Origin of the sequence: Shewanella marisflavi, from assembly GCF_023283925.1 — a bacterium.
GTDB classification, from domain to species: Bacteria; Pseudomonadota; Gammaproteobacteria; order Enterobacterales; family Shewanellaceae; genus Shewanella; species Shewanella marisflavi.
The window spans coordinates 151,003-174,479 of the sequence record NZ_JAKIKX010000004.1; the positions used below are offsets into that span (position 1 = coordinate 151,003).

General features: G+C 48.4%; 26 protein-coding genes. 15 read left to right on the plus strand and 11 right to left on the minus strand.

Features of this window, described 5'->3' with window-relative positions:
- Positions 1-72 precede the first annotated feature (72 nt).
- Positions 73-1,263 carry an alginate export family protein gene (locus L2712_RS10260; RefSeq protein ID WP_248977738.1) on the minus strand — a complete coding sequence of 397 codons (1,191 nt, stop codon included), beginning with the start codon at positions 1,261-1,263 and terminating at the stop codon, positions 73-75.
- A gap of 315 nt (positions 1,264-1,578) precedes the next feature.
- A complete protein-coding gene (gene queF / locus L2712_RS10265; RefSeq protein WP_198387134.1) occupies positions 1,579-2,436 on the minus strand; it encodes an NADPH-dependent 7-cyano-7-deazaguanine reductase QueF in 858 nt (285 codons plus the stop codon).
- 60 nt (positions 2,437-2,496) lie between these two features.
- On the opposite strand from queF, the gene syd reads away from it, so the two are divergent.
- A complete protein-coding gene (syd, locus tag L2712_RS10270) occupies positions 2,497-3,159 on the plus strand; it encodes a SecY-interacting protein (protein ID WP_248977739.1) in 663 nt (220 codons plus the stop codon).
- A gap of 32 nt (positions 3,160-3,191) precedes the next feature.
- Here syd and L2712_RS10275 read toward each other — a convergent pair whose 3' ends face one another.
- Both L2712_RS10275 and L2712_RS10280 read right to left on the minus strand, forming a co-directional pair.
- Positions 3,192-3,965, minus strand: a complete 774-nt coding sequence (locus L2712_RS10275) for a Zn-ribbon-containing protein (RefSeq protein ID WP_248977740.1) — start codon at positions 3,963-3,965, stop codon at positions 3,192-3,194.
- Positions 3,965-4,300, minus strand: a complete 336-nt coding sequence (locus L2712_RS10280; RefSeq protein WP_248977741.1) for a hypothetical protein — start codon at positions 4,298-4,300, stop codon at positions 3,965-3,967. Before L2712_RS10280 ends, L2712_RS10275 begins: the two co-directional genes overlap by 1 nt.
- Positions 4,301-4,447: 147 nt before the next feature.
- Between L2712_RS10280 and L2712_RS10285 the strand changes: the two genes are divergently transcribed.
- Entirely contained in the window at positions 4,448-4,819 is a 372-nt protein-coding gene (locus L2712_RS10285; RefSeq protein ID WP_081953753.1) for a DUF3192 domain-containing protein, read from the plus strand.
- Positions 4,820-4,926: 107 nt separating this feature from the next.
- On the opposite strand, the gene L2712_RS10290 is transcribed toward L2712_RS10285, so the two are convergent.
- Positions 4,927-5,157 (minus strand): DUF2789 domain-containing protein, encoded by a 231-nt coding sequence (locus tag L2712_RS10290; protein ID WP_248977742.1) that lies wholly within the window; start codon positions 5,155-5,157, stop codon positions 4,927-4,929.
- A gap of 140 nt (positions 5,158-5,297) precedes the next feature.
- Between L2712_RS10290 and L2712_RS10295 the strand changes: the two genes are divergently transcribed.
- Together L2712_RS10295 and L2712_RS10300 are read left to right on the plus strand one after the other, a co-directional pair.
- A complete protein-coding gene (locus L2712_RS10295; protein WP_248977743.1) occupies positions 5,298-5,948 on the plus strand; it encodes a GNAT family N-acetyltransferase in 651 nt (216 codons plus the stop codon).
- Entirely contained in the window at positions 5,941-6,246 is a 306-nt protein-coding gene (locus L2712_RS10300; RefSeq protein WP_248977744.1) for an Mpo1-like protein, read from the plus strand. The genes L2712_RS10295 and L2712_RS10300 overlap by 8 nt, the downstream gene beginning before the upstream one ends.
- A 1,329-nt stretch (positions 6,247-7,575) precedes the next feature.
- Here the strand turns inward: L2712_RS10300 and L2712_RS10305 are convergent.
- The gene (locus L2712_RS10305) at positions 7,576-7,965 is read right to left on the minus strand and encodes a DUF3301 domain-containing protein (RefSeq protein ID WP_248977745.1); all 390 of its coding nucleotides are present in this window, start codon (positions 7,963-7,965) and stop codon (positions 7,576-7,578) included.
- A complete protein-coding gene (locus L2712_RS10310) occupies positions 7,962-8,975 on the minus strand; it encodes a DUF3549 family protein (RefSeq protein WP_248977746.1) in 1,014 nt (337 codons plus the stop codon). The genes L2712_RS10305 and L2712_RS10310 overlap by 4 nt, the downstream gene beginning before the upstream one ends.
- A 109-nt stretch (positions 8,976-9,084) precedes the next feature.
- On the opposite strand from L2712_RS10310, the gene L2712_RS10315 reads away from it, so the two are divergent.
- The 5 genes from L2712_RS10315 to purU all read left to right on the plus strand — a co-directional run bounded on the left by L2712_RS10315 (position 9,085) and on the right by purU (position 13,342).
- Positions 9,085-9,429 (plus strand): YqcC family protein, encoded by a 345-nt coding sequence (locus L2712_RS10315; protein WP_198387135.1) that lies wholly within the window; start codon positions 9,085-9,087, stop codon positions 9,427-9,429.
- Between the two features lie 55 nt (positions 9,430-9,484).
- Positions 9,485-10,258 (plus strand): tRNA pseudouridine(65) synthase TruC, encoded by a 774-nt coding sequence (gene truC, locus L2712_RS10320; RefSeq protein WP_248977844.1) that lies wholly within the window; start codon positions 9,485-9,487, stop codon positions 10,256-10,258.
- 336 nt (positions 10,259-10,594) lie between these two features.
- On the plus strand, positions 10,595-11,059 hold the full coding sequence (locus tag L2712_RS10325) for a flavodoxin (RefSeq protein WP_088904208.1): 465 nt from the start codon (positions 10,595-10,597) through the stop codon (positions 11,057-11,059).
- The gene (locus tag L2712_RS10330) at positions 11,011-12,483 is read left to right on the plus strand and encodes a PTS transporter subunit EIIC (protein ID WP_088904209.1); all 1,473 of its coding nucleotides are present in this window, start codon (positions 11,011-11,013) and stop codon (positions 12,481-12,483) included. The genes L2712_RS10325 and L2712_RS10330 overlap by 49 nt, the downstream gene beginning before the upstream one ends.
- Positions 12,484-12,508: 25 nt before the next feature.
- Entirely contained in the window at positions 12,509-13,342 is an 834-nt protein-coding gene (gene purU / locus L2712_RS10335) for a formyltetrahydrofolate deformylase (protein WP_088904210.1), read from the plus strand.
- A gap of 68 nt (positions 13,343-13,410) precedes the next feature.
- Here purU and L2712_RS10340 read toward each other — a convergent pair whose 3' ends face one another.
- The 4 genes from L2712_RS10340 to map form a co-directional block, all read right to left on the minus strand.
- Positions 13,411-13,755 (minus strand): DUF3718 domain-containing protein, encoded by a 345-nt coding sequence (locus L2712_RS10340; protein WP_033537551.1) that lies wholly within the window; start codon positions 13,753-13,755, stop codon positions 13,411-13,413.
- A 208-nt stretch (positions 13,756-13,963) separates the two neighbouring features.
- Positions 13,964-14,788: a 2,3,4,5-tetrahydropyridine-2,6-dicarboxylate N-succinyltransferase gene (dapD, locus tag L2712_RS10345; protein WP_033537552.1), complete on the minus strand. Its 825-nt coding sequence runs from the start codon at positions 14,786-14,788 to the stop codon at positions 13,964-13,966.
- A 35-nt stretch (positions 14,789-14,823) separates the two neighbouring features.
- Positions 14,824-17,397 (minus strand): bifunctional uridylyltransferase/uridylyl-removing protein GlnD, encoded by a 2,574-nt coding sequence (gene glnD, locus L2712_RS10350; protein WP_033537553.1) that lies wholly within the window; start codon positions 17,395-17,397, stop codon positions 14,824-14,826.
- 81 nt (positions 17,398-17,478) lie between these two features.
- Entirely contained in the window at positions 17,479-18,306 is an 828-nt protein-coding gene (gene map / locus L2712_RS10355; RefSeq protein ID WP_258311761.1) for a type I methionyl aminopeptidase, read from the minus strand.
- 248 nt (positions 18,307-18,554) lie between these two features.
- Between map and rpsB the strand changes: the two genes are divergently transcribed.
- From rpsB to L2712_RS10385, 6 genes are all read left to right on the plus strand, one after another.
- On the plus strand, positions 18,555-19,283 hold the full coding sequence (gene rpsB, locus L2712_RS10360) for a 30S ribosomal protein S2 (protein WP_033537555.1): 729 nt from the start codon (positions 18,555-18,557) through the stop codon (positions 19,281-19,283).
- A gap of 121 nt (positions 19,284-19,404) precedes the next feature.
- Positions 19,405-20,253: a translation elongation factor Ts gene (tsf, locus tag L2712_RS10365; protein ID WP_088904212.1), complete on the plus strand. Its 849-nt coding sequence runs from the start codon at positions 19,405-19,407 to the stop codon at positions 20,251-20,253.
- Positions 20,254-20,386: 133 nt separating this feature from the next.
- The gene (gene pyrH, locus L2712_RS10370) at positions 20,387-21,130 is read left to right on the plus strand and encodes a UMP kinase (RefSeq protein WP_033537557.1); all 744 of its coding nucleotides are present in this window, start codon (positions 20,387-20,389) and stop codon (positions 21,128-21,130) included.
- Between the two features lie 36 nt (positions 21,131-21,166).
- Complete coding sequence (frr, locus tag L2712_RS10375) at positions 21,167-21,724, plus strand: ribosome recycling factor (RefSeq protein WP_033537558.1); 558 nt, start codon at positions 21,167-21,169, stop codon at positions 21,722-21,724.
- 81 nt (positions 21,725-21,805) lie between these two features.
- Positions 21,806-22,597 (plus strand): undecaprenyl pyrophosphate synthase, encoded by a 792-nt coding sequence (uppS, locus tag L2712_RS10380; RefSeq protein WP_033537559.1) that lies wholly within the window; start codon positions 21,806-21,808, stop codon positions 22,595-22,597.
- A gap of 20 nt (positions 22,598-22,617) precedes the next feature.
- Complete coding sequence (locus L2712_RS10385; RefSeq protein ID WP_033537560.1) at positions 22,618-23,475, plus strand: phosphatidate cytidylyltransferase; 858 nt, start codon at positions 22,618-22,620, stop codon at positions 23,473-23,475.
- Positions 23,476-23,477: the final 2 nt, after the last annotated feature.

Here is a 23,477-nt window from a genome sequence, read left to right on the forward strand (position 1 = left end):
CAGGAAAACCTCAGTTTTCCTGCAAAAGGGAGTATTGGCGGCCTGCCACCCCTTAGGGCGACAGGTTAAGGCTTAGTAGTTCGCTTGGAAGGTTAACCAGAGTTTGTCTGTGTCGTTAGAGAAGCCATAACCTTCATCGGCGCCGCTGAAGCTTGCGTATTTCACACCGACACTGTAGTTATTGAGGAAAGGATAGGTCGCCGATACGCCCCATTCCTTACCCATGTCCACGTCACCGTAGTCGGAATCGAATTTGTGGTATTTGGCCAGCAGCTTGAGTCCGGCAACTTTAGCCGTGAGGATAAGGTGGGTATCTATGATACCGTTTTCCCAGTTCCCTTTGCCGCCGAAGAGGAACTTATCTGTCCAACCGTTGAAGGCATGTAGGGTCGCCAGTGGGGTAATGAAGCCCGCCTTGCCATCGTCAGAACCTAGTACCTCGTAACCAATTTTGGCGCCAAAGAGATCCAAGTCCACTCCCGCCCCAAGTTTATAGTAAGCCGCTGAGTAGCTGACAGGGTTATCGCCGCCTTCAGACTGCTGGGCGTATTCAGCTTCATAGTTGAACTTTAGTTTATCGAGTTTGATATCGCCCGAGGCACGCAGACCATAGGTGTCGGTCGAGAAGGCTGCTACATTGACGTTGTCGATCAAGTAGGCGTAGCCACTGAGCTTGATAAACTCTAACCCTTTGTAGTTAACATTAACTAGGTGAGTCTTATTCTTGTGCTCATCTTTGCCAGAACCTTCGGCGAAGATGCGATTTACGTTATTCACATAGGCGTAGTAAGCCGTTAGTCCTGCAACCTCAGTGTTCTTCACCGAGAAAGCATCATAGGTCTGTTCATTTTGGCGGAAGCCAACACCACCGACGAAACGCTGGTTGTCGAGCAGGATGCGCTGACGACCATATTGGGCCAAGGTGTTAGCCGGGCCACGATAACCGATAATGGCCTGATTAATCTGTGTATATTCATAGTCGGCAATCAGAGGTTCGTCGTCGGTAGAACGCACATCGTCCACTTCAGCCAAGGCAAACAGCTTGTAGAAGTCACCAGTTTGATAGGTCAGGCGCGTGCGCAGTGTGGTTTGGTTTTGCTGGTCTACATCGGCCAGATCCACATCTTCATAGCGCAGGCGAAATTTCACTTTCACCTGAGAGTCATCGATAAAAGCCTTTTTTAGTGGGTCAACACTTTCTGCACTAAGGGCTGAGGTTGAAAGACTGGCAAGTACGGCGAGGCTGAGGGCGTGAAGTTTCATTAATTGTAATCCTTTTGTATGGTCATTGCTCTTGAACTGTTATAGGTCTGCAAAAGGATTGATTTGTTGATCTAAAACAATGTTACATTGTGATTGATTTTTTCTGTTAATAATTGTGATAAAGATCATTAGCTTATACTTAATTAGGGGTATCTCTAAAGTGGTATGAGTGGCGATAATTAAATAATTCTGCTTGCACTCTAATAGTGTAGTTGAAAGGGGGCCTTGCTTTTCATCTGCAAGAAAAGTGACTGTACGAGGGGAAAAAGGGATGGTGTGGATAAAAAACAGCCCGCTGTTGCGGGCTGCTGATTGCTATTGCCTTGCCAGACGATGGTTTTCCGGCGGATTTTCAAAGTCGCTACGATAAGGATTGATGTCTAAGCCGCCACGCCGCGTATAGCGGGCATAAACAGTCAGTTTAGCGCAGTGACACAGACGCTTGAGATCGACGAAGATCCGCTCTACACATTGTTCGTGAAACTCATTGTGTTGTCTGAAGGAGATCAGATAGCGCAGCAGTTTTTCTCTATCAATCTTGGGCCCTTGGTAGCGAATCATCACACTGCCCCAGTCAGGTTGCGAAGTAATTAGGCAGTTTGATTTCAAAAGGTTAGAGGTTAGTGTCTCGGCCACTACACTCTTGTCATCAGTGCTATCGATAAGATAATCGCTGCTGAAATCGTAGTCATCGACTTCGATATCTAGATCGTCGATACAGGTTCCTGGTAGCTCGACTACTCTTTGATGAGCAAACTGTTTCGGCTCGATGATCTTAACCACTACTTCACCACCAGCGCAGGCGGATAAATCTTTAGCCAAGGTCTGTTGCACCGCTTCGATAGACTCAAAACGAGTCTGGTTAAAGCTGTTGAGATAGAGCTTGAAGGATTTAGATTCGATCAGATTGTCGCTGTTAAAGTCGAGGATAAACTCGGCTATGGCGACCATGGGTTTGCCCTTGGCATTCAGCCAGGAGAGTTCATAGCCGGTCCAGATATCGGCGCCATGGAAAGGCAGGGTATCGCCTAAGGCTATGGCGTCACGATTGAGCTTGCGTGGTACACCCTGTAACAGTGAGGCATCGTAATTAGCCTGATAGCCAGTCGATTTGCCTAAGGTTAGTTGGGATAACGCGGGAGCGTCGTGATAAGGGTCATGAACCTGTGTCATCAATCGTTTTTCCATGTCAAAATAGAGGCACATTATACTTAAATTTTGGGTAACTGCTAAGTGTCTTCTTTGTCTGCGTTGGATCAATTTTTTACGCTTTATCATCAAGTCTATAGCGACAAACTGGGTGAATCTCCTCGATATTATCCCTTGGGCGAAGCTTCTCCCTGTGTGCTTGAGTGTGATCTCGATAGGGTCACTCAATCGCCTGAAAACTCAGTGCAGTGGCAAGCGATAAAACGCGAAGATGAAGGTCAGTTTGACAATATTGAGCATGCCTTATCCATGAAGTTGCACCCCAGTATTCAGCCATTTTATGGACGCTATTTTTCGGCTCCTGTGATGTTTGGTTCGGCATTTGGCGAAGGTGAGCTGTTACAGGCCTGGAATCAGCAAGATTTTGAGTATCTGCAGCAGAATTTAATCGGTCACCTTATGATGAAGGCGAAGTTAAAGCAGCCGCCGACCTGGTTTATCGGTGTCCTCGGGGAGGGCGATGAGATGTTGGTGGTCGATAATGAAACTGGCGGCGTCTGGATAGAGGTGCCGGGTGAACTGCCCCATAGGCAACTGGCGGAAAGCCTAGAGGCCTTCATTGAAGGCCTGACGCCTAGGGTGAGTCCAGCGCAAAAGCCTCTCGAGGAGTCGCTGCCTGAGACCGATCATCCTGGGATCTGGCAGCGATTAAAGATGATGTGGCGTCACCTGCGCCCCAAGAAGTAAGGGCTTAAGCAGGCTAAGTGCTGGCTAACCGTCTAGAGATGATCCCAAGAGATGTTGGAGACGATACGGCAGTTATCGCACTTGAAATGGAACAGATCTAACAGCGGCGATGGTTGAAGCCAGTCCGTATTACCGCAGCGCGGACAGGGTCTTTGCTGCTCAGAAGCCAGACTCTCGCCACCCACTCGATACAGATAGTAATAGGTCGGGATTTTGGTGAGGTATTCAATGCGCCCGCGCAGGTCCCAGCCGCGGCGAAACAGGTCACTGTCGCAGCGGCTCAGTTCATCGAGGGCGGCGAACTCTGCCTTAGTAGCGGCGGCCATCTGCAGTTCATCACAGGCTTGCCATTCGGTTTGCCATTTGATCACCCTTTTATGGTCGCCATTAAAGGTGGCCGGGATCTGATACAGAGGAATAGGCTGCAGCGTATCGCCGTTGCGAAGGGGTGAGCACATATGCACATAGCTGGTATAAAGCAGTTGCCAGCTAGGGGGCTCAGTGCTGCTAACTTCTGAGTTAATATCCTGTCCAATATACTTCTCTCTGGGGTGCAGCAGCTTAGCTTGAGTGAGTTCATCTAGGGCAACATTCACCCAGGGACTGTTGAAGCGCTTCGCCAGACTGCTCTTTTCTGGTAACAGCAGACGGACTCTAAACTCCCCCTCGTTAAACGCCACGGCAAACTCGCGTCCTAATACCTGGCCGTTGGCGCGGTAGGCTTCGAGCAAACCGTTGATTGCACGTTCGGCTGCGGTGATCGTGGTGTTGTCAAAACACTCAAATCTGAGTTCTACCACGTGCATTAAGAAGCGTCCTCATTGTTGAGTCGCGCTTCAAGCTTGGCGATACGGTCTATTAGGGTTTCTTGATTAGCACTTAGGCGGCTGACTTCTTGCTGCAGTGCAGCGAGTGTCGCCTCCTCTTGAGGGGACTGTGTAGGCGCTGCTGGCGTGGCATTATTGAGTATTATGTTGGCGCGATCTTCGCTCGACATAGCCTTAAATCGTTGTAGGCCTTGTACCAGGATGGGCATGGGAAGAGAGTTACCCAAGCTCGCCTTAATCAGTGCCAGGCTGGGAGACTTACCAGCCAGACTTAATTTTTGTGCGGCGGCGAGCACCTGTTCGATAGGACTCATGGTTAGTTAAATTCCTTACTTTTTAGCATAGCTGACACACACTTAAGGATGAGTTGATCATAACTTGTTGATATTTAGGTTTTTACTTTTTTGGCATAAGCTTTGCTTTATCTGTGTCCAGTTATAATAGATAAACAGGACGTGAAAGTGAAAACAAAATTAATAACCGCATTAGTCTTCGGTGCTACTAGTTTAGCGCTATCTGGGTGTGTATTAAACGTGGGTGAAGGCGACAAAGGCTGGAGCAGTGGAAACTCTTGGGAGCGTATTCAAGAGCAAAATCGTGCCAATTTGTCTAAATTGACACTGGGGATGAGTCGAGATCAGGTGATGACCTTAATGGGGACGGCAGACTTCAATGAGGCTTATACCAAGGAAGATAAGGCGATCAATGTGCTTTACTACCGTACTCAACGCACGCGCGGAGACGGCACCACAACCAAGGATGAGTGTACGCCAGTCGTGATTAGTGATGATCGCGTTGTGGGCTGGGGCGAGAAGGCCTACCACAACATGTAATGTAAGCCGCTAATTAAAAGGCAAGCCTTTCGAGCTTGCCTTTTTTGATCGGTCAATATCTTACATCTATATTGGTGTCAGCGTTTTTATCTTAATTGGAAACCTGATTAGGCGCGCAGCTGAGCGTCTAAGTGATCGATAACCTCTGTCCATTGGGCATCTTCGGCCAAGGCTTCGGCTAAGAAGTGACGCTGAGCGGTATTCCAAAAAGGGGCCTGCGCAATATGTACGCCTTGGGCGATCGAGTGTTGTTTGAGGAATTCCTCTATGGCGTCGGGGTTACTTGATAGTCCGAGTTGATCAAATAGGGCGGCTAGATCCGGTGGTGTAATATCCATTTTTCCCTCACTTAATTAATTGAAGAGGCGCTCTCATAAGTATGCAATAAATTGATAAAGTGTCGAATCGATTAAAGTTTGCACTTTTTTACAAGCTTGTTACATTGAGTGTTGTTGATCTGAATCAAGGAATAACAGCAATGACGCCAACAGACATCCCACCTGTTCAAGAAACCTATAAAGCTGTCTATTTAACTGCTGAAGACCTAAGGGTTGCCGCTTCTATTCTCTACAATGCCTACCATGATGATCCCTTTTTTATCGCCGCTCTGCATAAGGGGGACAAGGCGCAATATGAGCAGAAGTTGCGTGGTGCTATCCGTGAAGAGTTACACACCCTTTGGCAGGAAGAGCAGGCGCTGATAGGTCTGTTTGACGAAGATCGTTTAATCGGCTTGGCCTGTATCGTAACTCAGCAGGTACCGCTGGGAGAGGCCAGATATTGGCATTGGCGACTCAAGATGCTGTTAAGTACAGGGTGGCAGTCGACCCAGGCTTTAATGAAAAAAGAATCATCGATTCTCGAGCATCTTCCTAGCACCCACTGCGGTATCTTGCAGTTTATCGCCGTGACCCCCATTGAGCAGAAAAAGGGGTTAGGAAAGCGCCTTATCCAGGCGGTGATGAGTTGGTGTGATGAGCAGCCTGAGTTAGAGGGAGTAGGTGTTTATGTGACCCATGATGAGCATACACACCTATTTTCAACCATGGGTTTTGCACCCATAGAGCGATTGACCATAGGCAGCGTAGAAGGTGAGCTGCTGTTTTACCGGAGTCCTGAGGTTGAGTAAGCAATATCAGAGTTTTAAGGCGTTTTATCCTTTTTATCTGTCGCAGCATAGTGATGCCAGGTGCCGCGGGATGCACTATTTGGGTAGCCTCTTGGTGTTAGCTTTACTGCTGACGGCTCTATTATCATCCAGCTACTGGTTGCTCTGGTTATTGCCTGTGGTGGGTTATGGTGCAGCTTGGATTGGACACTTTGTGTTTGAGCGCAATAGACCGGCGACTTTCGAGTATCCCTTGTATAGCTTTTTAGCCGATTGGGTCATGCTGGTGCAGTGGTTAACCCGCCGTCGAGATCAATAGTTGTTTGAGTAAGCTCACATTTAGCCTGGCCTCTTGTGAGAGATCGCTTACAAATGCGTGAGCTATTTTCCAGATATCCTAGCTGTTTATGACGGCGGATAATATTTATTCTGTTATTTTCAATAGCTTAAGCATCGAACTTTGGTTGGTTAAAAATCAAGCTATTTACAATTGTTTCTTATGGCGTACATTTTTAGATTGGTCTGGTTATACTGAGTCCAAGTTAACCAGCTTGCTTTAATCACGCAGATATTGATGTTCTAGGAGATGAAGGTCATAGCGTGTCAGGGACGAACAAGGATATGGACGGTGGCATGGAATGACACCGCTATGGATGAATAAGCGTCAGGGATGCTAAGAGCTAGCTGAAATAAAGGACTATAGTGCAGGATGCGCTGGATCCCATAGGATATGGGAGTGCGGTTAAATGAATTAACCGTCCAGGGATGATAAAGACAGGACGTTTCAGGAGTTTGGGAGACGGCAGGATGTCGATGTGATCAGGATGATGCAGGGAGCACGGCGAAAGCAGGAAAGCTTACACAAGAGTATAGAAAAGGCGCACTTTTATCAGTGCGCCTTTTCTATTTGTGGCCTTTGATCATATGTGATCAGCTCTGTTGTCTTTTGCCTTTAAGTTTTAGCCATTATAAATGCCCGTCATCGTGTGAGACATTTCTTACATTAATGTGCGACATAAAGCTGAAGGCAAGCTGATTATATCTGCATAAAGATATATTTTAAAATTATATCAATGGCTTATTTGATTTTGTTGATATGACAATCATGTGGCAGTGATTATAGTGTTTTGCGAGGTACTTTGTTTTGTTGCGGCCTTCGCTAGAATTAACAGTGTTCAGGGATGAATGGTTAGGGAAAGGTCAGGAAGACCTAAACATCATCAGGAAGATGATGGCAAGGATGGTACCAGGATGGACGCTCAAGGATGAGTGGTAACTAGGGAAGGTCAAACATTCACGGATGATTGAATTCTGCTCAGGATGGCAGATAACACGGAGTGTATGGAATGGAATCCCATGGAAGAAACTGGACATGCTTAAGGATTAAGCATACTTGGTAAATGGATCACCAAGCACAAGGAAGGTACCTTAGCACTGATAATAAGTACTTTAACGAGTATTTAAGTGTTAACAGGTACAAGGAATAAAGGGACCAAGGAAGATGCAAGGAGCATAAATTCGCAAGGATGGAGCAGGGAGCACTTTCATAGCTGGATTGCTTAGCGAAAAGATAGAAGGCGCGACTCATGATTGAGCCGCGCTTTTTCTTTGCCCAGAATAAGGCATTGGACGTGAAGGCTTCTCTGGGTTATTTACACCCGCCTGGCTTACAACCACCGCGACTGCCGCAGCCGCCACCAAGCGAGCCTCTTGCCTCAGGGGCCTCAAGCCATTCCGGTTCCGGGAATATAGGCCATTGAATTTTTTCTACTTTCTTACCATGCATCCATATGTGCGCGCGATATTGATTAAGGCCGTCAGTACTAAATTCCAGCAAAAACTTTGCTTTCCAGGTCAAGCCGCTGCTGCCGCCTATGCTAGGACGGGCAGACTCCATGGCGATGGCCAGGAGTTGTACTCGCTGTTTTTTACATTCGCTGTTGGCAAAAAGGCGGCTTAGCTCTGCCATTTGTCTGAGTTGCCAGAAGAAAGCGGCAATGACCACCAAGGCGGCGATCATTAAAAAATCTGTCATCATGCTTTGGTTACCTTAAAGAGTCCGCCGATGGCATTGGCTAGGTTGGGACTACGCTCAGGATCTCTTAATGCCATCAAAAACTGAGTTCGTATTGCTGGAATAGCCACGATATCAGCAAAGATCTGATTAAAGAAGGCCTGTGGTTGTTTTGCTAAAGCTTCGAGATAGATCTTGCGAGTCTGATCGTCTTTTAATGCCGTCCAGTTTCTACCTGCGATGGTAACTAAAGCGACGTCATCTAACGCCTCTTGATCATCTAAGTATTGAATTGCTTCTTGAGCCAATGCAGGCATAGAGGCTAAGGCGCGCAGATAATAGAGTCGATGTTCGCCGCTCGCCTGATAAAACTCACTAAGCAAGCGCTGAGCGAGGGGCTCGCTTAGCGTCAAATGTTCAAGCTGCTGACAGAGGGCAATTTTCACCTCAATGGCACTGTGATCAAAGGCGCTGAGTAGCTGAGCGTCGTGGTCAAGTTGATTGGCACGCACGCAGATATCAGCCAGGCCCTGTAAACCGACATCTTGCCACCGCTCAGGGGAAACCTGTCTTGACAGATATTGGTAGGCAAATTCATATTGCGCCGAAGCTGGCAGTCCTAACTGCTTACGTACCAAGGCATTGAAGAGCGCCAGCTTTTCTGCATTGGGTTTGAAAGCAAAAGGGTGGTTAGCCAGCTTATCTTGTTGCTCCTGAGAAAGTGTCTGAGTCGGGTCGCTTCCAAGGGCTTCGAGTACCATGCGAATAAATTGGGTTCTTGGTGCCGGTGACAGCAAGCCTCTCTCATCTAAAGGTAATTTGAGAAACCAGATGTAGTGTTGATTGGAGTTATCCCAGAAGACGATGGCAAACTGTGCGTGCCCCTGAATCGGTGACGGATATGGTGCTGCCAAGGCTTCTATCTGAGAGAAGGCCATCATGTCGATATGCTGCACCCGACGGCCCAGATCATAGACTTGGAATTGAGTATTTGCCGTGCTGAGAAATTGAGTAAGGGTCGTGATTTCAGTCATTAGAATGCCGTTTGCTTACAGGGGACAGAATAAATGGCGCTTATTATAGGGAGAACTTAGGTGAGATGGTACAATTTCCCGAGAATTAGCCTGTGGTCACGCGGGCAAAATGGCGTTAATCATTATAGAGGTGAGTGTGTCTCTCTACAGCGAAAAACAGTTATGGCTTATCGAGTCGGAGTTAAAGCGATTGGAGCTTTGGCAAGAGACGCCACCTTCGCCAGAGGCGATGGCGGATCCGACGCCATTTGCCTGTGAGACGATGGCCTTTGAGCAGTGGCTACAATTTATCTTCTTGCCAAAGATGAGGGCGCTCATTGCAGCGCGAAGTGCACTGCCCACTAAGATTGCACTGGGCCCAATGGCCGAGCATGTATGGCAAGGTAGGGCAGAGATGGCTACGTTAATTAACATTATTATTCAATTAGATGAGCATTTGAGTGGATCCAATTAACCCAGCAGATTCAGCATTAGCGGCGGCCGATAGGCCGGCCAGTACAGATGAAACGATAGCAGAGCAGGCTGCACCGAAGATTGAGATCCTCTACGAAGATGAGGACTTGGTGGTTATTCATAAGCCAGCAGGATTGTTGGTGCATCGCAGCTATCTTGCGCGGCGGGAGAAGTATTTTGCAATGCAGATGACCCGAGACATGGTGGGGTGTCATGTGTTTCCCGTCCATAGGCTAGACAGACCCACCTCCGGGGTACTCTTGTTTGCCAAGAGTAGTGAGATGGCGAATCAACTGTGCGAGCAATTCGCCACTAAATCAGTGGAAAAGCATTATCTAGCGCTTGTGAGGGGTAATATGCATACCGCTGGCCTGCTAGACTATCCGCTTAAACAGGAACTGGATGAGCTTGGCGATAAAGATGTCGACCCAAACAAGGCTGCCCAAGAGGCACAAACCAGTTATCGGCCCCTGCTTAACAGTGAGCTCCCTTACCCATCGGGGCGCTATGCTAGCAGTCGTTATGCTTTAGTGCATCTGACGCCGCATACTGGCCGTAAACATCAGCTTAGGCGGCATATGGCGCATTTACGCCATCCCATTATTGGTGACACCACCCATGGCGATGGTAAGCAGAATCGTTTTATGCGCGAGCATAGTGGCATTAATCGACTGTGGCTGATCGCCAAGAAGCTAGCTTTTAACCATCCCAGAACAGGCGAACGTATCAGCGTTGAAACTGAGTTGGAAACCGAGTGGCTTGAATTGTTTGCGCTTTTAGGTTGGGATGAGACGGCGTTAAGCGGCGAACAAGCTCAGTTGATCTGTTAGGCTCGATCTTCTTAACGTAAATGGCGCCAGAAGGCGCCATTTTTTGCTATTTGGAGAGCACGCAGGCAGATGTTACCGCCTTAAGGGGCGTGACTCTATCCTCTGATGGATCAGTTTCTGAAGGGGGATGCGGGTTGAGAGAAAGGGATTGAACGGTTCGGAAATAACACATACGTCTGATGTGCGCGCTACGCTGAACATGCTTTAGATGTTTCTGTCGGCTCGAGTGTCGCATCTAATTGATCCTTGAAACTCAATAACCTAGTGTAGCTATCAAGCTTTCAATAAAGTATGTTTAGAGTATAAGTAAATATTGGGCTGAGGGCTAAGTAAAACATGAGAAAAGTGAATCTGGTTTTTGGAACTGTTTATGGTAATGCGCAGTTTGTTGCTGAAACCCTGCAGGAGGAACTGAACGCTGCCGGTGTAGAAGTGACCTTGATGGCGCCAGAAACTCTAAATGGTTTTGTTCCTCCTCAAGAGGAGTTATTGCTGGTGGTGACCTCGACCACAGGCCAAGGCGATCTGCCCGATGATATTAGCCCTTGGTTTGAAACGTTAAGGGGTGAGGCGCCCTACCTGCCAAAGTTGCAATATGGTGTGGTGGCCTTAGGAGATTCGAGCTATGAAACCTTCTGCAATGCCGGAATACGATTCGATGAACTGTTAGCTGAGCTAGGTGCAACCCGCATAGGTAAACTACTCAAAATTGATGCCTGCGAGACGATGGAGCCAGAGGTCGAAGCAAAAGCATGGTTGAAACAATGGACCCAACAAGTCAGCGACAGCAAGGCAGAGTAAGCCGCATAAGTCGTCAATGGTTTAAGTTTGCCCAGCGGCTGAGTCAATCTCTGCTGCTGCCCATTGCTATCTTGCCCGCTGCTGGGGTGATGATTGGCCTGGCGACTAACCCTATCCCTTTTATCTCCGCCGATGTAGCCACCCTAATGTGGACCGTGGGCAATCTAATCTTTTCCATGATGCCCATGTTGTTTGCGGTAACCATCGCCATCGGGTTTTGCCGGGATCAGGGGATAGCCGCCTTTAGTGCCGTGTTTGGCTATGGCGTGTTTTTTTCCAGCCTATCGGCGCTGGCTAAGATCCATCAACTGCCGACAGAGGAGATATTGGGTCAAGCCACCATAGATACTGGCATTGCAGGGGGCATGATTGTCGGTGCCTTTACCTGCCTTGCGGTCAAATACAGTGAGCGACTTCGTCTGCCTGCTGTGTTCTCCTTTTTCGAGGGGCATCGCTCGGCGCCGCTCCTTATGTTGCCTGTGGCAATGTCACTCGCCTACCTGTTTCTCTTGCTTTGGCCGCTTCTATCTCAGTGGATTGAGCAGATCTCTAATTGGACAGTTTATCAAGAGCCTGCTGCGGCATTTGCCGTCTATGGAACGGTTGAGCGTTTATTGATCCCCTTAGGATTACACCATATCTGGAATGCGCCTTTTTACCTGGAAATGGGGCAGTACTTTAATGGCGATGAATGGGTTCGTGGTGAGGTGGCACGGTATCTGGCAGGCGATCCTATGGCGGGTAATCTCGCTGGTGGCTACCTGATTAAGATGTGGGGCTTGCCTGCGGCGGCGCTGGCGATCTGGCGCTGCGCCGACAAGCATGAACGCAATCGGGTGGCCGGCATTATGCTTTCTGCGGCAACGGCCTGCTGGCTAACCGGGGTGACTGAACCAGTCGAGTTTGCCTTTATGTTTGTCGCGCCCCTGCTATTTATTCTACATGCCTTGATGACAGGTATTGCCTACGCTATTACCATCTCATTGGATATCCACCACAGCGTGGTATTTTCCCATGGCTTAGTTGATTTCAGTCTATTGCTGGCTCAGTCAAGAAATGTAGAATGGTTTTTGATACTCGGGCCCCTCACCTCTGTGATCTATTACCTTGTCTTTCGCGCGTCGATATTGGCCTTTAACCTGAAGACCCCAGGACGAATGGAGGCCGATAGCGGTCAGCGAGCAGGGCTTATCTCTATGATATCGGCCCTTGGCGGACAAGATAATATCCTTGAGTTGACAGCTTGCCTTACCCGACTGCGCATCAGTGTTAAACGCGCTGAGCTTGTGGATAAGGCTCAGTTAAACAAGCTAGGTGCTAAAGGCGTAGTCTTGGTTGGTCATGGCGTGCAGTTGGTCTATGGCACTAAAGCAGAGAGTATCAGGCGTTTATTGCAGCGCTATTTAGACAGGCACAAATCGTGAAAAATTGAAGATAGAGGTAGATAAAATGCAGCAGAGAGTGTTAATCACAGATTGTGCCGATGCGCCAGGGCTTATCACTAAGATCACTGGTGTCTGTTATGCTCACGGGCTCAATATCGTTAAGAATAGTGAGTTTGTTGATAATGCCCAGGGGCGTTTTTTTATGCGCACCGAGTTGGAAGGGACCTTCGATGAAGCGCAATTTCTTGCCGATATCGATGAGGTTCTGCCAGAGCAGCGACATCGAACCTTGGTGGCCAAGGGAACTAAACGTGTCGTGGTGATGGTAACCAAGGAAGCCCACTGTTTGGGGGATATCCTGATGAAGGCCTATTATGGTGGCTTAGATGTGGAGATCGCGGCCATCGTAGGTAACTATGACACCTTGAAACCTTTAGCTGATAAGTTTGATGTGCCTTTCTATGACGTGTCCCATGAGGGGTTGACACGTCATGAGCATGAACAGGCGATGTTGACCATTATCAATCAATATCAACCAGATTATCTGGTATTGGCCAAGTTTATGAGGGTGTTAACCCCTGAGTTTGTCGAGCAGTATCCCAATCGCATCATCAATATTCATCACTCTTTCCTGCCCGCCTTTATCGGCGCGTCACCTTATCGTCAAGCGTGGGAGCGCGGAGTGAAGATCATTGGCGCGACGGCCCATTTTGTGAATAACTGCCTCGATGAAGGGCCCATCATCAAGCAAGATGTTATTCCTGTCGATCATAGTTATAGCGCCGAAGAGTTAGCCAAGTGTGGCCGAGATGTCGAAAAAAGCGTGCTTAGCAAGGCCTTACAATTGGTGCTTCAAGAAGATGTGATAGTTTATGGAAACAAAACCGTGGTGTTTTAGTTTCTGAAGCAAGAAAAGAAGCAATAAAAAAGAGCCTTAAGGCTCTTTTTTTACGCTAAATGATAGGCTTAGTAGTTAACCGCTAGAATCTGATCGTCACCATAATTCATAGTGATATCTTTAATGGTTACCGTACCTAAGGTGTAACGTTCAATCTTGGCTGCGGTGCGATCAGCGCCGTTGCTCAGGGCAAACTGGTGGAAGCTCTGATCGTTACAAACCAGGCGTGGGAAGACGCGTTGCTTATTGATACGGTACTCTTTCAGTGTGCCGTTAAATTCAATCATGCTGTTACTTGCGCCAGCTTTGCAGACTGCAACTAAGGTTTTTTCCATCTGAGGCGACATGGCGGCTTGTGTAGAGAAGGCCAGTGGGGCTAAGGCGATGGTGGCAATCGTTAGTAACTTTCTCATTTCGTGCTCCTAGCATATTTTCGTTGGGATCGAGTATGAGTAAAGCGCGTTATTAAATGAAAAGCTGTTATCCATTTGTCGCGAAATGTATCGGTATGTGAGGAGTGGATCGGCATGTGTCTAGGAGTAACAGAATATGTCTGCATACCTCTTTAGGTATAAAAAAGCCAGGTGGATACCTGGCTTTTACGTTTATTGACTGCGGAGATTAGTCGACAATACGCAGTAGTTCGTTGATACCGACCTTGCCACGTGTCTTAGCATCGACCTTTTTAACGATGATCGCAGCGTATAAGCTGTAAGTTCCGCACTTAGAAGGCAGGTTACCTGACACGACTACAGAGCCCGCAGGAACACGGCCATAATGAACTTCACCAGTTTCACGGTCGAAGATACGGGTGCTTTGACCAATATAAACACCCATTGAAATAACTGAACCCTCTTCGACGATAACGCCTTCGACGATCTCAGAGCGCGCACCAATAAAACAGTTATCTTCGATGATGGTTGGGCCGGCTTGCAGCGGCTCTAAAACGCCACCGATACCCACACCACCAGAAAGATGCACGTTTTTACCTATCTGTGCACATGAGCCGACGGTAGCCCAGGTATCGACCATAGTGCCTTCGTCAACATAGGCGCCTAGGTTCACGTAAGAGGGCATAAGGACAGTATTTTTACCGATAAAAGAACCCTTACGCACGGCGGCTGGCGGAACCACGCGAATCGCTTCCTGTTTGAAGCGGGCTTCATCATAGTCGGCAAACTTCATCGGTACTTTATCGAAGTATTTGGTTTCAGCACCATCGATCACTTGGTTGTCGAAGATACGGAAAGAGAGCAGTACCGCTTTTTTGAGCCACTGGTGTACATGCCACTGACCGTCAATTTTTTCAGCGACGCGTGCTTCACCTGTATCAAGCAGGCTGATGGCTTTTTCAACGTCGGCGCGAACACTTGGTTCAACCGTGCTAGGGGTAATCTCTGCGCGAGCTTCAAAAGCTGCTTCTATACGTTGGCGTAAAGCCTCCATTAACGTCTCCCAATTATCATGAAATAGTTTGTTAATTAAACATGGTTTTGCGTATCGAGCGCCTTGACCAGTGCCTCACTGAGCGCCTCTTGTTGTGTCTCGTTCAGTTGCTGCCCATCGTCCGTTTGCAACATAAAGAAGTCTTCGGCGCGCTCACCTATGGTGGTGATCTTTGCCGCCAGCAAGGTAATCTGACAACGATAGAAGATATCCCCCACCTTAGCCAGTAGGCCAGGGCTGTCTAGGGCGATCAGCTCCATCATGCTGGTGCCTTGCTTGCGTGCGGGTAAGAAGCTGACCTGAGTCGGCACCCTGAAAGGCTTCATCTTACGGGGAAGCTTCTTAAACTTAGGCAGTTTTGCCGTATCACTGCTCAATGCTTTAACCAAGGCCTTTTTCAGTCCGTGGATACGCGAAATCTGCGACACCGGGCTGCCATCTTGCTCTAAAATGACGAAAGAATCCAGTGCATAGCCATCTTTTGAGTTCATAATACTGGCGTCATGAACATTGATATTCTTGTTATCTAATACCGCCATCACTGTGGCGAACAGCTTGGGTTTATCTGGGCTGTAGATAAAGAGCTCGGTACCGCCCCGTGTGGTGTGTTTCGAGATTAAGACCAAGGCCTCGTCATGTTTATGTTTTAAGATGGCTTCGGCGTGCCAGGCGACCTGATTGGGCTGGTGGCGCAAGAAGTAATCGGCCTTGAATCGCTGCCAAAGAGTATCCAGGCTTTTTTCCTTGATACCGCGGCGTAGCAGTTCTTTTTTCGCCTTGGCTTGGTGCTCCCGCACGCGGGCGCGAATATCCACCGGTTTCTCTTTACCTCTTGCCAGTACCCTTTGGGTGGAGAAATAGAGATCCCTCAGCAGTGAGCCTTTCCAGTTGTTCCAAGTCTTTTCGTTGGTCGCGCAGATATCGGCCACGGTCAGGCAGTAAAGATAACTCAGGTGCACGGCGTCGCGCACGCGATCGGCAAATTCGGCGACCACATCGGGATCGGAAATATCCCGTCGCTGGGCGGTGACCGACATCACCAGATGATTTTCGACCAGCCAGCTCACCAGACGGCCATCGTGTTTGTTCAGTCCATGCAGATCGCAAAAGTCTTGGGCATCGACGGCGCCGAGCTTACTGTGATCGCCACCGCGTCCTTTGCCTATGTCGTGGAAAATGGCGGCGAGCACCAGAAGACCCTTTTTAGGCAGCTGGTTGATCAATATCGACCCGAGGGGGAACTCATCTTTTTGCTCGGTTTGTGAGAAGCGCTCGATATTGAGCATCAGCCTGTGGGTATGCTCATCGACGGTATAGGCGTGGAAGAGGTCAAACTGCATCTGGCCTTCGATATTGCGCCAAGCGGGCAAGTACGCCGATAAGATACCATGACGGTGCATCAGTGAGAGTGAGGCAATGCCTCGTGGATGGCGCAGGATTTCCAGAAACACCTTGCGACAGGCCTCGTTGTCCATCAAGGGCTCGGTCAGTGCACGTCTGGCGCGTCTTAGGCTGCGCAAAGTAGGGGCGTAGATCCCTTTAATGTTAGAGTTACGCGCCACATGTAAAAACACCCGCATGATCTCTACAGGATCGCTGAACAGGTCTGTCTGAAGCGATTCGATAAAACCGCCGCGACGTTGGTACTGATCATCGATGGGCTGGATCTTAAGCTCTTTGGTGTGCCCCAAGGTGGCGCGCTTAAACAGCTGCAGCAACATCTGGTTTAGCTCCATCACCCGGCGCACTGTGCGGTAATAGCGCTTCATCATCTGTTCGACGGCTAGCTGGGTTTCATCTTTGTAGCCGAGTAACTCTGCGACCTGGCGCTGCAGGTCGAACAGCAAGCGGTTTTCATCGCGACCCGAAATCAGGTGCAGGGCAAAGCGCAGTTGCCACAGATAACCTTGACACTCTAGCAGCTCTTCAAGCTCGTCTTGCTCCAGAAAACCATGAGCGACCAGCTCTTCGGCGCAACTGGCGTCAAAATAGCGCATGGCGACCCAGGTGATAGTTTGAATATCTCTTAATCCGCCTGGACAAGATTTGAGATTGGGCTCTAGGTCGAAGGCGCTGGCCTTGGCATGACGGGTCACCTGCTCATCGCGTTTGGCGACAAAAAATTCGCTGGCCGGCCAGAAATCCTGGGCGCGCACCATGTCATACAGGGTATTGAACATGGCTTGAGGGCCACAGAGTAACCTGGCTTCGAGTAGGTTAGTGGCGATGGTGATATCGTCTTTGCCTTGGGCTATGGTCTCATCCAGCGTTCTGACACTATGGCCGACCTCGAGTCCAGCATCCCAGAGGAAGGCGATAAACTGGCTCAGTTTTCCTTCATCAGAGGTGCTAAGGTTTGCTTGGATCAGAAAGAGTAGATCGACGTCTGACTGAGGGTGCAGCTCGCCCCGGCCATAGCCGCCAACGGCAATTAAGGCAACGGGGGAGGTATCGAGTTGATGAGCTTGCCACTGCTCAATTAGCAGTTCATCGACGAAGCGGCAGCGTTGATTCACCAAAGCAGTGACGGATTCGCCAGCACTGAAACGTTCGAGTAGTTCTTGATTTTGTTGTTTTAAGGCGTTTTTTGCTGTTAGCGCTGTGTTCATTGCAGTCCTTAACCTGAGAGCAAGAATAGCAGGCCGAGCAGCCTGCTATTCGAGTAAACCACAATTTAGCCTAGGGTGCGATTAGTGGTTGATGATGCGGGGGAAGTTTTCCTCTTCACGCAGGGTTAGCACCTCGACACCCGTTGGGGTGATCAGTAGCGTGTGTTCCCACTGGGCAGAGTTTTTGCCGTCAGAGGTGGTGACCGTCCAGTTGTCGTCTTTGTCGAGCACGCTGGTGTGGCGACCGGCGTTGATCATCGGCTCGATAGTAAAGCACATGCCAGGACGCAGTACCGTCTTGTCGTTGTTCTTGTAGTGCATTACCTGAGGCTCTTCATGGAAGCCCGCGCCAATACCATGGCCACAGTAGTCGGTGACTATGCTGTACTTCTCTAGGCCCGTCTTCTTGCTCTTCACATATTTTTCGATGATGGTGCCAATCTCGCCGAGCTTCATGCCAGGACGCACCTTTTTGATTGCCTCATAAAGACTCTCTTGAGCCACGCGGCACAGACGCTTGTCTTTGGCGCTGACATCACCGATCAGGAACATCTTAGAGGTATCGCCATGGTAGCCATCTTTGATGACTGTGATGTCGATATTGATGATGTCGCCATCTTTCAGGGCACGATCGCTGGGAATACCGTGGCAGATCACTTCGTTGATAGAAGTACAGATAGATTTTGGAAAGCCATGGTAGTCAAGCGGTGCCGAAATTGCGCCTTGCTCTTCCGTGTATTTAGCGCAGATATCATTGAGTTCATTGGTGGTCACCCCGGCTTTGACATAAGGGGCTATCATCTCTAATACCTCGGCGGCAAGTTTACCCGCCGCGCGCATTTTTTCGATCTCTTCGGCTGTTTTTATCACTATACTCATTAAGCTTTCTCTGTTGTGTCTGTCGTCAATTTTGAGACGCCTTGGGGCGCTAAAAATTTGTGTTGGCGTCGATATTATGGTATAAAGCGCGCCGTTATGTTTGACTCTTGTTGATGACATCGCTTGATGCATCATTAAAGAGTGAATGTGGCGGCCATTATACATGGCTATGACTAAATACTAAATCACACACGTATCGACACGTTCTTCGGGGTGCCTATTTAGGTCGGAGATATGGGATGCGTGGAGGTCTAACCCCTAATTTTTAAGGTAAAAAAATGACTACAGTTTCAATGCGCGACATGCTTCAAGCCGGTGTTCACTTCGGTCACCAAACTCGTTACTGGAACCCAAAGATGAAGCCTTTCATCTTCGGCGCTCGTAACGGTGTACACATCATTAACCTAGAGCACACTGTGCCTATGTTCAATGAAGCACTAGCGTTCATCAGCAACGTAGCATCTAAGAAAGGTAAAGTACTTTTCGTGGGTACTAAGCGCGCTGCAAGCGAAGCGATCAAAGAAGCAGCAATTTCTTGTGATCAATTCTACGTTGACAACCGTTGGTTGGGCGGCATGTTGACTAACTGGAAAACAGTTCGTCAATCAATCAAGCGTCTAAAAGACCTTGAAAGCCAGTCTGTAGACGGTACTTTCGACAAGCTTACTAAGAAAGAAGCGCTAATGCGCACTCGTGAGCTTGAGAAGCTAGAAAAGTCTCTTGGTGGTATCAAGAACATGGGCGGCCTACCTGACGTTATCTTCGTTATCGGTGCTGACCATGAGCATATCGCTATTAAAGAAGCTAACAATCTAGGTATTCCAGTTGTTGCTGTTGTTGATACTAACTCTTCTCCAGACGGCATCAACTACATCGTTCCTGGTAACGATGATGCGATGCGCGCTATTCGTCTTTACGTTGAGTCAGTTGCAGCGGCTGCTAAAGCAGGTCGTGGTCAAGACCTAGCTGTACAAGCTGAGCAAGACGGTTTCGTAGAAGCTGAATAATAAAGGCGAGATGAATTTCATCGCCCTTATTAACCAAAGATAGTTTATTGGTGAACAGGGGCCCTTAAGGCCCCTGTTTTTTCACATTTGATTTGTAGAGTTACCTATAGAGGATTTAACAATGGCAATTACTGCTGCCCAAGTTAAAGAACTACGCGAGCGTACTGGCGCTGGCATGATGGATTGTAAAAAAGCGCTAACTGAAACCAATGGTGACATTGAGCTAGCGATTGAAAACATGCGTAAGAGCGGTGCTGCGAAGGCTGCTAAGAAAGCGGGTAACATCGCTGCTGAAGGTACTATCCTGATCAAGCAAGGCGAAGGTTTCTCAGTACTTCTAGAAGTTAACTGTCAAACTGACTTCGTTGCAAAAGACTCTAACTTCCTAGCATTTGCTAACGAAGTACTGGATGTTGCTGCAGCTGGCAAAGTATCTATTGCCGACCTACAAGCTCAGTTCGAAGAAACTCGTGTTGCGCTAGTTGCTAAAATCGGTGAGAACATCAACGTTCGTCGCGTTGAGTACATCGATGGTGCTAGCCAAGCTTCTTACCGTCACGGCGACCGTATCGGTGTTGTTGTAACTGGTGAAGCTGACGAAGAGACTCTGAAGCACGTTGCTATGCACGTTGCCGCTTCTAAGCCTGAATACGTTAACCCAGAAGACGTACCAGCTGAAGTTGTTGAAAAAGAGAAAGCCGTTCAGATCGAAATCGCGATGAACGAAGGCAAGCCTCAAGAGATCGCTGAGAAGATGGTTGCTGGTCGTATGAAGAAGTTCACCGGTGAGGTTTCTCTGACTGGTCAAGCTTTCATCATGGAGCCTAAGAAGACTGTTGGCGAAATCTTAAAAGAGAAAGGCGCAACAGTAACTAACTTCATTCGTTTAGAAGTTGGTGAAGGTATCGAGAAGAAAGAAGAAGATTTTGCTGCTGAAGTTGCAGCGCAAATCGCCGCTTCTAAGGCGTAATCGCCAGTTGTAAGATACCCTAAAAACCGCAGCATTCGCTGCGGTTTTATTATGCCAATTAGATTACTGCACAGCGCACTTTTTTCGATATAATTGGCTCGTTACCCATCGGCATTTATCAGGATAAACAACTATGAGCACAAATCCAAAACCTGCTTTTCGACGTATTCTTCTCAAACTGAGTGGCGAAGCCTTAATGGGCGAAGAGGGCTTTGGCATCGATCCCAAGGTGCTAGATCGTATGGCACAAGAGATTAAAGAGCTGGTTGAGCTTGGTATTCAGGTAGGTGTTGTGATTGGTGGTGGTAACCTCTTCCGTGGTGAAGGCCTGGCAAAAGCGGGCATGAACCGTGTAGTGGGTGACCACATGGGCATGTTGGCTACCGTAATGAATGGCTTGGCGATGCGTGATGCGCTGCACAGAGCCTATGTAAACGCGCGTCTGATGTCAGCAATCCCGCTAAAAGGTGTCTGTGACGACTACAATTGGGCTGAAGCGATCAGCTTGCTCAAGTCTGGTCGAGTGGTGATTTTTGCGGCCGGTACAGGTAATCCTTTCTGCACTACAGATTCTGCGGCATGTTTACGTGGAATCGAGATTGAAGCCGAGGTTGTGCTCAAGGGGACTAAGGTTGATGGTGTTTACTCCGACGATCCAGTCAAAAACCCAGAAGCAGTAAAATATGATGAGATGGGTTATGGCGAAGTGCTCGAAAAAGAATTGAAAGTGATGGATCTTGCTGCATTTACCCTTGCAAGAGATCACGATATGCCTATCTTAGTCTTTAATATGAACAAGCCTGGTGCGCTTCGACGTGTTATTATGGGTGACCATGAAGGTACGCTTATTAGAAGTAGCCGTAAGACTGCCGAATAAATAAACCTGATACGAACGAATTAAAGGATATTAAACGTGATTAACGAAATCAAACAAGATGCCAAGAGCCGTATGGCGAAATGTGTTGAAGCGACTAAGAATCAAATGGCTAAAGTACGTACTGGTCGTGCTCATCCAAGTCTGCTTGATTCAATTAAGGTGCCTTACTATGGCTCGCTGACACCGCTTAAGCAGGTAGGCAACGTTTCTATTGAAGATTCTCGTACTTTGGCGATTACTGTTTTTGATACCACAATGATCGCAGCGGTAGAAAAGGCCATCATGAGTTCAGATCTGGGCCTAAACCCTATGTCTGCCGGTACGACTATCCGTATTCCACTGCCAGCATTGACTGAAGAGCGTCGTAAAGACCTGATCAAAGTGGTTCGCGCCGAGGCTGAAAACGGTCGTATCGCGGTACGTAACGTACGCCGTGACGCTAACTCTGACGTGAAAGCGCTTGAGAAAGAGAAAGAGTGTACTGAAGATGATGTACGTCGCACTGAAGATGAAATTCAGAAGTTTACCGATGCGCACATCAAGCAGATCGATGAGATCTTGGCGGCAAAAGAAGCAGAGTTGATGGAAGTCTAATCTCCCTGTTTCGTTACTAGAGTTCGCACGCCGTGTAGGGGTATACTACACGGCGTTTGCTATTTTTAAGGGTTGTAATAGATGTCAATCGAATCTCAATCTGGCTCTGAGTTATCTAATGAAGCACTCACAGAGTTAGTTAAACAGTCGATTCCCAAGCACGTGGCTATCATCATGGATGGTAATGGACGCTGGGCACAGGCGCAGGGTAAGCCTCGCGTTGTCGGCCATAAGGCTGGTGTGAAGACTGTTCGTCGTGCCGTAAGTATGGCGCGGGAGATGGGGATAGGTTCGTTAACCCTGTTTGCGTTTTCCAGTGAGAACTGGCGCAGACCCGAGAAAGAAGTCAGCCTCTTGATGGAGCTGTTTTTTACTGTGTTGCAGCGGGAAATCAAACTGCTGGATAAAAACGGTGTACGGTTAAACATCATAGGGGATACCAGTCGTTTTTCTGCCCGATTACAGAAGCAGATCGCCTCGGCGATGGAGAAGACAGCAAATAACGATGGCCTGATCCTTAATGTCGCTGCCAACTACGGTGGCCGCTGGGATATCATGCAGGCGGCGCAAACCTTAGCCCAAAAGGTGGAATCTGGTGAAATGAGCAGCAGTCAGTTCACCGAAGAGGCGCTAAGTCAGCATTTAAGCATGCAAAATCAGCCGGAAGTTGATTTAATGATTCGAACCGGTGGAGATTTTCGTATCAGCAACTTCGTGTTATGGCAGGCGGCTTATGCGGAGTTAGTCTTCACTGATGTATTATGGCCAGATTTTGACGAGCAAGCCTTTAAAGATGCGGTAGCCGTATTTGCTACCCGACAGCGCCGTTTTGGATTAACGGGTTCTCAAGTTGAGACTTTACAGGCTGAGTAAATAAGAATAGAGGGAAAGTTTTGCTAAAACTTAGAATAATAACAGCAGCATGGTTAATCCCATTGGTTATTGGGGCCATTTTCTTTTTCCCTGTGGAGTATTTTTCATGGGCCCTGGTTGCGGTGTTTCTGATTGCTGCAAAGGAGTGGGGGCGCATTATCGACAAGCGCTGTAATGTGACACAATGGAGTTTTACGCTAACCATAGGTATTTTGTTGGTGGCACTCAACCTTCTGGTGCCAGCACAAGAAGTCTGGTTTAAAGGTCAAATGCATCCCGTCTACCTGGCGATCACTTTGATTGGCGCCATGTGGTGGGCTATCTCGCTGATATTGGTACTCACCTATCCTAAGAGTTCCGCCCTGTGGGCCAAGAGCCACATGCTAAAATCCATGTTTGGCCAATTGACCTTAGTTCCCTGTTTTACCGCGCTGATTGCGCTAAAAGCCCTGAGTTCGGCGAGTATGCCCTATTATGGCGGCGCCTTGGTCTTTTTGGTGATGCTCACCGTATGGGCCGCAGACTCTGGTGCTTACTTTGCCGGTAAGGCGCTCGGTAAACATAAGCTGATGCCGAATGTTAGCCCAGCAAAAACCCTTGAAGGGCTGATTGGTGGATTGGTCACAACTATGATTGTGGTTGCCGGCATCATGATGGTCTCACCCGAGCAAGAATTAGCCTTAGTCATAGGGGTAACCCTGTTTGTGGCATTGGTCTCGGCCCTTGGCGACCTGTCCGAAAGCATGTTTAAGCGTGTGGCCGACATCAAGGACTCGGGGACTATATTACCGGGTCATGGTGGTGTGCTAGATCGTATTGACAGCCTGACCGCGGCGCTGCCTATATTTACCCTTATTTATATCGCATTTTGGATGTAACC